The following is a 10,417-nucleotide window of genomic DNA, read 5'->3' as shown; positions in this document are numbered from 1 at the left end:
TCGGGCTTGCACCACTAGGCACTTTGAGCTGTTAGATCACATTGTTTCATTTATATGTGATTATCCAATCTATAGCTTAGCAACAACATCATTACGATTTCAACAGAACTTAAACATTTCTGTCTAAGTTTTTTTAGCTAAAGCCTAGAGAAGACTGCATTTTAGACTTTTATCTGCATCAATACTGTAAACCCTTGCAAAACTTAAGATAATCTTAACAAAAGCCAAATTGCTTTGTATCAAGTGCCTTGACTAAGCAAGATATTATCCAGTGAATCATTAGTGATGCACTGCTCTGCCGTGCATCATTAATGATTCACTGGGGAGTATTTTTATATCGATTTTTCTTTGTCAAAAAACTGTTTAATTTTAGTCACAGCTTCACGTAAAACTTCGGGTGGATGTACTAATGCAAAACGTACATAGCCTTCCCCATGTTTGCCAAATCCTGCCCCCGGAGAAAGGGCTACACCCGTAGATTCGATCATATCTAGACAAAATTTCACTGAGTCATGGGTATAGCGTTCAGGTAGCTTTGCCCAGAGATACATCGTGGCAGTTGGGTTAGGAATTTGCCAACCGATCGCATTCAAAGCTTCGAGCATGACATCACGACGTTCTTTAAATGTGTTGACCATCCTCTCAATCGGAGCGCGATCGCCTGCTAGGGCTTTGATGGCTCCGCGCATGATGCCTTGGTATTGATTAAAATCAACTACGGCTTTGACTTGGCGGAGAGCTTTAATTAATTCCCGATTGCCGACCGCAAAACCGACTCGAAAGCCGCCCATGTTGTAGGACTTAGACATTGTAAAAAATTCAATGCTAACTTGGCGATCGCGATCTACTTGTAAAACAGAAGGCTGAGGCGAGCCGTCAAAGACCAAATCCACATAGGGAAAATCATGAACTAATACAAGATTATGCTTCTTGCAAAAAGTGACTGCCGACTCGAAAAAATCAAGGGAAGCCATTGCCGTCGTCGGATTATGAGGATAGCTCAAAACCATCATTTTCGACTGAGCCAATACTGCTTCAGGAATATCTTCAAGTACTGGTAAAAAATTATTTTCTGCTAGTAATGGCATTCCATAAACTTGACCACTAGCCATATGGATACCACCATAGTGGGAAGGATATCCGGGATCTTGTAAGAGCGCAAAATCATTAGGATTAAGCAATGCTAGAGGTAAATGAGCGGTTCCTTCCTGTGAACCTATGAGAGGTAATACTTCCGTTTCAGGATCGACAATTACGTCAAATTTGCTTTGGATCCATGAGGCTACGGCTTTCCGAAAATCCTGCGTGCTGCTAAATAGAGAATAACCGTGAGTACTCGTATCATTTAGTGATTCGGCGATCGCCTCTAAAATAAATTGATCAGTGGGTAAGTCCGACGAACCCAGAGATAAATCAATTACTTGCCTGCCTGTAGCTTTGACACGGATTTTGGCATTGTCCATATCGGCAAACACATTTGATTGTAAAGGCTGAAGGCGATCGGCAAATTGCATAGGGTAGGAATAAATCGTTGTACAAACAATCTTACGCTAACTAACTTTCTAAAACCCGAAAGATAAATGGCGGCGCTTCGCGCCGCCATTTATCTTTAATAATTAGCCGATCTCTTGCATTGCCATAGATCCCACAACTCTTTTTTGCTTGCGTTAACATAGAGATACTACCTTTCCAGTATAAAAATAGACATTAAAATCCAAGGATTAGCGTTGCGGCGCGAAGCGCCGCAACGCTAATCCTTGGGGAGAGGGAGTAGTGGTCATAAATCAAACTTAATTGGAGAAAATCTATGGGTTGCTGTAAAGCCAAGTCAAAACTAGCAAAAGCCGTAAAGTTACATCGCAACTTTCATTTCAAAACAGGACTTCTTCTCGATCAGGGTATACGTCTATTTGGCGTGCATAAATGTCCTCTTACTAAACCTCTTTACAAAGCGGTCAAAGTTGCTGGTTACACTAATGTTTCCTTAGCGAGTATTGCACTTGTCTTACTAGAAGACTAAGATGGCACGTAGCACGATTAGTATATAGAGAAATTTCGTATGATTACATTGACTGATGCAGCGATCGCTCGCGTCAAAAATCTTCAAACTCAACGAGCCACCTCCGCTCCTTTACGTTTAGGCATTAAGCAAGGCGGATGTTCTGGTTTGTCGTACTTGATGGACTTTGCGGAACAACTAGAGTCTGATGATAACGAGTATGAATATAATGGGGTGAAAATTGTTATTAACAATAGTAACTTGCCTCAGTTACAAGGTTTAGAACTAGACTATACCGAAGATCTATTAGGGGGAGGCTTCCGTTTCCGTAACCCTAACGCCAGCAAGTCTTGCAGTTGCGGTACTTCCTTTGCTACTCCCAAAGAAATTGGCGCACCTGTAGCTTGCAGCTAACAAGCAATAAAAAAAGAGAGCCTTGCTTAGCAAGGCTCTCTTTTTTTATTGCTTGTTAGCTGCACTCAATTCTCTAAAAATAGATTCCAAAACTTGAAAGTTCTTATCACTATCAAAATCTGACTCGACAATTTGTCTGGCTCTCTTTCCCATGGCGAGACTCAAACTCGGATTATCAATCAAAGTCTGGATTTTATTCGCTAATGCTTCGCGATCGCCAGCAGGAATTAAAAAACCTGTCTCCCCATCCTTCACAATTTCAGTTGTCTGTACTAGTTTAGAAGCGATCACAGGCAAACCCGATGCCATCGCCTCAATAAAGACTAATCCAAACGCCTCCGCATAACTTGGCATCACAAAAGCATCAGCCTGTTGATATAAATCAAGCCACTCAGGTGTGTAAGCCTGAACATTGCTGTATATTCGCACATTCGGATGTTCACACTTAACTGATTCGGAAGTAACAATATGCAAAATTGCTTTGTCAGTAAAATTCTTCAAAAAAACATCTAGTACATCTTCCCCACCCTTCCGTTTAAAATCTCCTCCAATAAATAGAAGGTTATACGGAACCTGTCTTGACCTATTTTCACGATTGGTAAAAACTACTAGCTTTGTATCTACCCCTGGAGGCAAATGTTTTACCTTGTCAGGATGGATTCCATAATCATTAATAACAGAGTTTCTAGCCCAGTCTGTTAAAGTTATGATCTTAGTAGCATGGTTATAAACTAACTTTTCCATAAATATATTCGGACTATATGTCCAATTGTATTTATGATGTTTCCCCTCTATCGAAGCTTGAACATTAGTCATATCAATGCTCACTACTGTAGGTATCTTTTTCATCACATCTAATGCTAGAAAAGCCAAAGGTTGAGTATGCATGTACAAAACATTATACTTTTTGTGTTTAGTCTTTCTATCAATTAGTCTGCGAGTCAATAAGGCATAGCCAAGCTGGGCGCGAATACGAAAGAAGTCTAAGTTGCGATCGTCTATAAATTTGATAGGAATCCTAAAACTTAGTAGCTTATTAATGACACGAACTAATACCTCTTTATCCTGATTATCGCAGTAAACATCAACCTGAATGCACGACAATGCAAAATATTTACTCATCCTAACACTAGAAGTTTTGTGTCCCATAGATGATTCAGTAATAGCCAGAACTGTTAGGTTACTACCCATATTTACTTGAATTATAATAAGGTTTAAAGGCTAGAGATTATAGCTGAATAGATAGGGAAAATATAAAACGCGATCGACATGAATGTCTAAATACTATTCTTTACATTTTAAATGTTTAAATCCTTAAGAGCATTGCCAACGTTTATACTCACGGCTTCCCAAGAGTAGCGCTGTTCAAATAATTTGAAAGCGGATTGAGAAATCTTTTCGCTTAGATCTCTGTCAGCCCATATTTTACCTACACTAGCTACTAGTGCCTCAGTAGTATCACCAATGAGCAGGTGTTCTCCATCAATAGCCTCTATGCCCTCACATCCCTTAGAAGTACTGACTACAGGACGACCTGAAGCAAAAGCTTCTAATATCTTGAGACGCGTTCCACTACCCTGCAAAAGTGGCACAATAACAGTGCTGGCGGCAGCAAAATATGGTCTCATGTCAGGAACTCTTCCTGAAACAATAATTGATGGATCTTTTTTTGCCATCGAGAGCATATATTCAGTTGGCTTGGAACCTATTAATAACAACTGACATTCTGGATACTGTTTTTTAAGTTGAGGATATATTTCGTCTATAAGTAGATGAGCTGCTTGAAAGTTTGGCTCATAGTCAAATATTGCAGGAAATAACAGATTCCAAGGACACAACCTTAATCCCTCTGGCAAATTCGGAAGAAGATCTTGCAGATCTTTATAGTATTCTGTATTTACTCCATTGGGAATTGTAAAAGATTTAATTGGTTTGGGAGTAAGTTTTTGCAGTGTAATAATATCCTGATCTCCACAAGTCCACACCTGATCCGTATCGCGCACTAACTCGCGTTCGATTATCTCACTTTTAATTATTTCAATATTGGTTTTAAGCTTTGCTTTAAGACCATCTACAGGCTTAATCTTGATATTTTCTCGAAACAATTGAGTTTCTGCATTGTGTGCGTCAAGAATAAGTTTGCAAGGATATTTTTGAAGTATGGGAAGATAAGAGCCTAAAAATATCTGGGAAAAAATCACTATATCAGGCTTAAATGTCTCTAACGTTCGCTCCAGTTCTTCAATCATTTTAGGCGAACAAATAGAACTCGTATTAGTAAATGGATGTCCACGAGTTAACAGAGATTTGAACTGTTGCCCAATTTGACCTAGCTTTTCAGTAAGTGACAATTTTCGTTCAAATACATGCTGAACATTCCACAGTGCTAACCTTGGGGGGACTTCAATATTTTGCTCAACATCATTGACTACAAAAAAAACTCCAACATCACCAAATTTCAACATGACATTAATGTTTTGCCAATTTCGCAATGAAGCGCCACCAATAGGAGGATACAGTGAGTGATTTTGTTTGATCAAGAAAAGAGTCTTCATAAATCTATCTTATTAATACACAAATTAATATAGGTGATTTGCTCGGAGTTGTAAAATCTTTGAATTACCAAGTCTGTCAAAAAAATATATAATTTAAACATGTTAGTCTCTAAATTTATATATTACTTAATTCTAGACTGACTGATTCTTCTTTCAATTTCAGCAATTACATTATCAAAAGCTAGGAAGAACTTAGCGCGGTTTTTAGGTTAACTTAGATAAACTTGCTCACATTTCTGACTATTTTGGTTTGATTTGTTTTTGAGATAGAGGTTAGTTACTAGATTTTAGGGTTTTATGCTTGCCAGTTGTGAAGTAAAAAAACGATCGATAAGTTTTGAAGTTATCTTCGTATCGTGCATTTATTTTGATTAAAAACTTTAATATAATTTGTATAGCATACTTTTGTGTTTGCTCGTGGATTATTCACAAATATAAGCGACCGCTCTAAGGTTAAGTCGTTTTTTTATAAATAAATCAGATATTGTCAGAGATTAAAGCATTTTCCAAAATGTATCTTCTTTACTCTGTATAATTGCTGAGTTTGGATAAACTCTGGCTCTAAGAGCATTACTTAAGTTTTTTTGGCAAAAAATCATAGGGATAAGTACAATGTTTTTTGCTGTATCTTCATCAATTTTTATCAAAAGAATTGATGAAGATATTCATAAATAATGCTAAATTAAAATCTAAGTTTTAAACTTAATAGAGATTGTGAAACTAACGATTAAGGAAAAAATGATTAGCGTAGTTACACCAGTATATAACGGCGAGAAATTTATCAAAGACTGTATCTTGAACGTAATTGAACAAGACTGCAATCAAGTTGAGCATATAATCGTGGATGGGAACTCTACGGATAAGACTGTAGATATCATTAAAGAATATGCCGATAAGTATGACCATATTCGCTGGATTTCGGAAAAAGATCAAGGACAATCTGATGCCATGAATAAGGGGATAGCGATGGCTAAAGGTGAGATTTTATCTTTTTTAAATGTTGATGATTACTACAGTCCGAATGTTTTAAATAGAGTGTTAGAATTATTTCAATCTTTGCCCGAACCAACTTTATTGGTTGGAAACTGTAATATGTGGGACCAAGAAGGAAAGATCTATGCTGTCAATAAGCCAGATAACTTGAACTATTTTGACTTACTGACATCTATGTATATCAACTACGATATACAGCTACCAACAAATCCAGCCGCATATTTTTATCACACTTCTCTTCATAAAGATATAGGTCTTTATAAAGTCGATGAAGATTATGTATTAGACCTAGATTTTATTTTAAGAGCTGTTAAATCTGCAAATTCTCTTTACGTGGATGAAGACTTTGGCAACTACAGATACATCCCAAACTCAAAAACCTTTGAAGACGTGCAGAGAGGAGAAAATCACAATAGAGTAATTAATTTATTGAAGGGTTATCGTAATAGTCTACCTATTCATTTACGCATTAAAATTTCTCTACTAGAAATAAAAGCAAAATTAAAATATATTCTTTGGAAATTAAATTTGCGCAGAATTTAAAATTTAGGTCTGCTACTTGGTATAGAAAATTTTTAAATAAGTCGTCTTATTATAGTTTGATATAGAGTTTATAAGTAGGATTTCTCAGTCAAGTGAATCATAAACTTGTTTGATCAAAAACATTAAATTAACTTCTGGCTTTCTTTTTAGTTTCTATTTGAATTAGAACTAGTTTTACATTTGACTGCGATTTATAGAAGTCAATATTTCTTGAGAATGTGACAATGAATAAAATTTGGCATTGTGCTGCTTATCTGGCATTTTCAGGTGGAGGGGTTAAATCATACATAGATGGACTAATATCTTCTTTACCAGATATGTATGCTAGTGATTTGATTACGTCTTTTGATAGTGTTGACCAAACTACATATGTTCTTCTTCATGTACATGAAGGAGAGCTATTAGATAAACTTTGTAATCAATGTCCTGCTGTCTATACTTTGCATAATCACCATCCTTACTGTCCTAGCGGGTCTAAATATCTGCCATTACAAGGGAAGGGATGCGATCGCATAATGTCTAAACTTGGGTGTACGTGGGGGCATATTGTCGATGGCTGCGGTAGTCGCCGACTTAAGCAAATTTCCTATGATTTTCGTCGGGCTTATACGGCTCTAGAAGCAATTCAGAGATTGGGAATAACTGTAATTGCTAATAGTGATTATGTGCGATCGCAACTAATTTTTAATGGGGTTTCGCCAGAACAAGTGGTTACTTTGCGCTGTGGCATTATGACTCCCCTATCAAAACATGAGCCTCTTACTGAAGAGGTTCATGGACAGCAGCATATTTTGTTTGCGGGTCGCATTGTGCCAGAGAAGGGGCTAGATTGGCTTTTGAAAAGTATGATGAAAGTTAATCCCAGTATTCATTTGGATGTTGCGGGTGATGGTTGGGATTTGGAGAGGGTGCAAAACCTAGCTAAACGATTAAAGCTAGAGCATCGCGTGACTTGGCATGGTTGGTGTGATGGTGAAAGGCTGGAAGAGTTATATCGTCAAAGCTTTGCGGTTGTGTTTCCGAGTGTTTGGCCAGAGCCTGCGGGTTTAATCACCTTAGAGGCTTACGCGAGGTATCGCCCGATTATTACAAGTGCGGTCGGTGGTATTCCTGAGCATGTACGCGATCGCGAGACAGGGATTTTGGTCAAGCCAAATCATATTAAGGGTTTAGCCGATGCGATCAACGATCTATCTACTAATTTTGAAAAGGCAAGAACTTTAGGCTTGCAGGGAAATGCTTGGTTTCATGAGGAATTTACCTTAGCTGTTCATGCAAGTAGATTACAAAAAATTTACGATCGCGAGATTGCAAGATTCAATAAAACTCAAAAAAGATGAGTAGCAGTGCAATGGTCGAATATGCATCTTTGGTTTTCTAGAAAATCAAACTAATGCTTAAGCATGAGCCAACTACGAAATGTAACCCCACTGCAATAAATCGACAATTTAGTAATAAATCAGCTTGATCATGATTCTCGTTAATGAAGGTACATAGCTTCCATGCGATCGGTAAGCTGACTAACACGATCGCTGTCCAGATAGGGAAAAAGTTACAAGCGATCGCCGCGATCGTAATTGCATAAATCACCCCACAAAGCCAAGGTAAAAGCTGAGCGGATCGTTTGGTTCCGAGGCGAACTACAGGGGATTTTTTCCCTGCCGCCAGATCATCGGCAACTTGATTGAAATGGGAACAGAACAAAATCAAACTGGTGATGATTCCGACAATGATGGCGGCGGATATCGATCCAATTGACCAAGATTTGGCTTGACTATAATAGGCTGCCGAAACTCCTAAAGGACCAAAGGCAAAAAAGCATAAAATTTCCCCTAATCCTTGATAGCCCAGTCGAAAAGGTGGTCCTTGGTAGATATAGCCTAGAAAGCAACAAATGGCGATCGCGCTGACTACTACAAAGTCCTGCTGTAGCCATGAAATCGCCAATACGCCACTAATCCCCGCCAGTAAGCAAATATTGGCGATCGCAAAGATTACATTTTTCTTGCCTGTGAGATTGACCACCGAGTGCGCCTTATTGACATCAATCCCTGTCTCCGCATCAAATACATCATTGCAGAGATTTTCCCAGACCAAAATCAAAATGGCGGAAATCAAAAACGTAAAGAAAATACTCCAGTTAATTGCCCCAGTATCCCGATAGGCGATCGCCGTCCCTGTAGCAATCGGCACGATCGCCACACTATACATTGGTAACTTAATCGCCGCCATCCATAGCTTACGAGATGTCTTGGAAGATAGCTCAGGAGAATCAATGAGGCTTTTTACCATACTGAATAAAATTAACTTGAGAGCGCCATCTTAAACTTAAACCCAAAACGCAATCATCTTAGATTTTTGGTGATAAAAATTAGTAAATTATTAAGCTTTGCAAAGTAAGATGGAGATTAGTAATAAAAAAATAAACGTACAGGTACTAGAGCAATATGCGCGTGGCGATCGCTGGAGGAGGGTTAGCAGGACTATCCTGTGCCAAGTATTTAGTAGACATGGGGCATGAGCCGATTTTGCTAGAGCGCAGTAACGTTCTTGGTGGTCTAGTCGCTGCGTGGAAAGATGCTGATGGCGACTGGATCGAAACTGGGCTACACAACTTTTTTGGCGCTTATCCGAATATGTTGCAACTTATGGGCGAGCTAGAAATCCTCGATCGCCTGCAATGGAAACGCCATGCTTTAATTTTTAATCAACCTGAAAAGCCGGGAGTGCTGTCATGGTTTGATGTACCTGATATCCCCTCCCCCTTTAATATTATTGTCTCGATTCTTCGCAACAACGATATGCTCACTTGGAATCAAAAGATTCGGTTTGCGATCGGGCTAATTCCTGCAATCGTGCGTGGCGATGACTATGTTGTCTCGATGGACAAATACACCTTCGAGGAATGGCTAGAAATGCGTGGGATCGGTAAGGACATTACCACCGATATTTTTATTGCCGTTTGCAAATCGCTCAAATTTATCGATCCCGATGTCATTTCCGCAACAATTCCCCTCCGCGCCCTCAACAAATTTCTTCAACAAAAAGACGGCTCGAAGATTGCTTATCTAGATGGCGCACCTCCTGAACGTCTCTGTCAGCCCATCGTTGATTATGTAGTGGCAAGAGGTGGTGAAGTTTATACAGGTGTTGCCCTTAAGGAAATCGTCACTGATCAAGATGGCAATGTCGAAAAGTTAATCATCCAAGGCACAGACGGTTCCCCCAGTCGCGAAATCTTTGCCGATGCTTACGTTTCGGCGATGTCAGTGGACGCATTTAAAAATTATATTCCTACAACTTGGCAAGGTTTACCCTATTTTAAACAGCTAGATCATCTCGAAGGCGTACCCGTAATTAGTGTGCAGCTTTGGTTCGATCGCAAGCTCACGGATATTGATCACACCCTATTTTCGCGATCGCCCCTGCTTAGTGTTTACTCAGATATGAGTAATTCCTGCAAAGAATATGCGAACCCTGACAAATCGATGCTAGAGCTAGTATTTGCCCCTGCTGCCGATTGGATTGATCGCCCCAATAGTGACATAGTAGAAGCAACCCTCAATGAACTTGCTAAGCTATTTCCCCAGCATCTCCCCAGCCCTGCTAAAGTCCTCAAGTCCCACGTAGTCAAGACTCCGCACTCAATTTATACCGCAACTCCTAACCGTGAGCAATTCCGTCCGCAGCAAGCCACGCCGATCGCTAATTTCTTTTTATCAGGTAGCTATACAGCTCAGCCCTTTTTTGGCAGTATGGAAGGGGCGGTACTTTCTGGTAAGCTAACAGCACAGGAAATCCATAACGCAAGTCAAAGCGCAAATCTAAAAGCAAGTCAATCTTCTGGAAGTAAAGTCCTTGGTCGAACCTCTAACCAAAACCAGTCAAATCCATCTGTCGTCAGTGCCTAAGC

Annotated in this window: 9 protein-coding genes; 5 read left to right on the top strand and 4 right to left on the bottom strand. The window is 39.3% G+C overall.

The genetic code is table 11. The annotated features are described in order from the left end of the window. Nucleotides 1-332: 332 nt before the first annotated feature. Complete coding sequence (locus tag H6F42_RS14795; protein ID WP_190400127.1) at nucleotides 333-1,514, bottom strand: LL-diaminopimelate aminotransferase; 1,182 nt, start codon at nucleotides 1,512-1,514, stop codon at nucleotides 333-335. Between the two features lie 293 nt (nucleotides 1,515-1,807). Here H6F42_RS14795 and H6F42_RS14790 point away from each other — a divergent pair, with 293 nt between their 5' ends. Both H6F42_RS14790 and H6F42_RS14785 read left to right on the top strand, forming a co-directional pair. Then, nucleotides 1,808-2,020, top strand: a complete 213-nt coding sequence (locus H6F42_RS14790; RefSeq protein WP_190400126.1) for a hypothetical protein — start codon at nucleotides 1,808-1,810, stop codon at nucleotides 2,018-2,020. 39 nt (nucleotides 2,021-2,059) lie between these two features. Continuing rightward, on the top strand, nucleotides 2,060-2,413 hold the full coding sequence (locus H6F42_RS14785) for an iron-sulfur cluster assembly accessory protein (RefSeq protein WP_190400125.1): 354 nt from the start codon (nucleotides 2,060-2,062) through the stop codon (nucleotides 2,411-2,413). 45 nt (nucleotides 2,414-2,458) lie between these two features. Here the strand turns inward: H6F42_RS14785 and H6F42_RS14780 are convergent, their stop codons facing one another. Both H6F42_RS14780 and H6F42_RS14775 read right to left on the bottom strand, forming a co-directional pair. After that, nucleotides 2,459-3,604, bottom strand: coding sequence for a glycosyltransferase family 4 protein (locus tag H6F42_RS14780; RefSeq protein ID WP_190400124.1), 1,146 nt, complete (start codon nucleotides 3,602-3,604; stop codon nucleotides 2,459-2,461). 107 nt (nucleotides 3,605-3,711) lie between these two features. Next, nucleotides 3,712-4,968, bottom strand: coding sequence for a glycosyltransferase family 4 protein (locus H6F42_RS14775; RefSeq protein WP_190400123.1), 1,257 nt, complete (start codon nucleotides 4,966-4,968; stop codon nucleotides 3,712-3,714). Between the two features lie 714 nt (nucleotides 4,969-5,682). Here H6F42_RS14775 and H6F42_RS14770 point away from each other — a divergent pair. Both H6F42_RS14770 and H6F42_RS14765 read left to right on the top strand, forming a co-directional pair. Further along, on the top strand, nucleotides 5,683-6,504 hold the full coding sequence (locus H6F42_RS14770) for a glycosyltransferase family 2 protein (protein ID WP_347272313.1): 822 nt from the start codon (nucleotides 5,683-5,685) through the stop codon (nucleotides 6,502-6,504). 224 nt (nucleotides 6,505-6,728) lie between these two features. After that, nucleotides 6,729-7,844, top strand: a complete 1,116-nt coding sequence (locus H6F42_RS14765; RefSeq protein ID WP_190400122.1) for a glycosyltransferase family 4 protein — start codon at nucleotides 6,729-6,731, stop codon at nucleotides 7,842-7,844. Nucleotides 7,845-7,881: 37 nt separating this feature from the next. Here H6F42_RS14765 and menA read toward each other — a convergent pair whose 3' ends face one another. After that, nucleotides 7,882-8,796, bottom strand: a complete 915-nt coding sequence (gene menA, locus H6F42_RS14760) for a 2-carboxy-1,4-naphthoquinone phytyltransferase (RefSeq protein WP_190400121.1) — start codon at nucleotides 8,794-8,796, stop codon at nucleotides 7,882-7,884. A gap of 155 nt (nucleotides 8,797-8,951) precedes the next feature. On the opposite strand from menA, the gene pds reads away from it, so the two are divergent. Beyond that, the gene (gene pds, locus H6F42_RS14755; RefSeq protein ID WP_190400120.1) at nucleotides 8,952-10,415 is read left to right on the top strand and encodes a 15-cis-phytoene desaturase; all 1,464 of its coding nucleotides are present in this window, start codon (nucleotides 8,952-8,954) and stop codon (nucleotides 10,413-10,415) included. The last annotated feature ends 2 nt before the right edge of the window (nucleotides 10,416-10,417 follow it).

Origin of the sequence: Pseudanabaena sp. FACHB-1998, from assembly GCF_014696355.1 — a bacterium.
Taxonomy (GTDB): domain Bacteria; phylum Cyanobacteriota; class Cyanobacteriia; order Pseudanabaenales; family Pseudanabaenaceae; genus Pseudanabaena.
Note: the sequence above shows the minus strand (reverse complement) of the source record. Positions and strands in the feature narration are given on the sequence as shown.

What these genes read in the sequence shown, in the direction of transcription:
- H6F42_RS14790 (WP_190400126.1), top strand. Translation starts at nt 1,808, where the DNA reads ATGGGTTGCTGTAAAGCCAAGTCAAAACTAGCAAAAGCCGTAAAGTTA.
- menA (WP_190400121.1), bottom strand. Translation starts at nt 8,796, where the DNA reads ATGGTAAAAAGCCTCATTGATTCTCCTGAGCTATCTTCCAAGACATCT.
- H6F42_RS14780 (WP_190400124.1), bottom strand. Translation starts at nt 3,604, where the DNA reads ATGGGTAGTAACCTAACAGTTCTGGCTATTACTGAATCATCTATGGGA.
- H6F42_RS14795 (WP_190400127.1), bottom strand. Translation starts at nt 1,514, where the DNA reads ATGCAATTTGCCGATCGCCTTCAGCCTTTACAATCAAATGTGTTTGCC.
- pds (WP_190400120.1), top strand. Translation starts at nt 8,952, where the DNA reads ATGCGCGTGGCGATCGCTGGAGGAGGGTTAGCAGGACTATCCTGTGCC.
- H6F42_RS14775 (WP_190400123.1), bottom strand. Translation starts at nt 4,968, where the DNA reads ATGAAGACTCTTTTCTTGATCAAACAAAATCACTCACTGTATCCTCCT.
- H6F42_RS14765 (WP_190400122.1), top strand. Translation starts at nt 6,729, where the DNA reads ATGAATAAAATTTGGCATTGTGCTGCTTATCTGGCATTTTCAGGTGGA.
- H6F42_RS14785 (WP_190400125.1), top strand. Translation starts at nt 2,060, where the DNA reads ATGATTACATTGACTGATGCAGCGATCGCTCGCGTCAAAAATCTTCAA.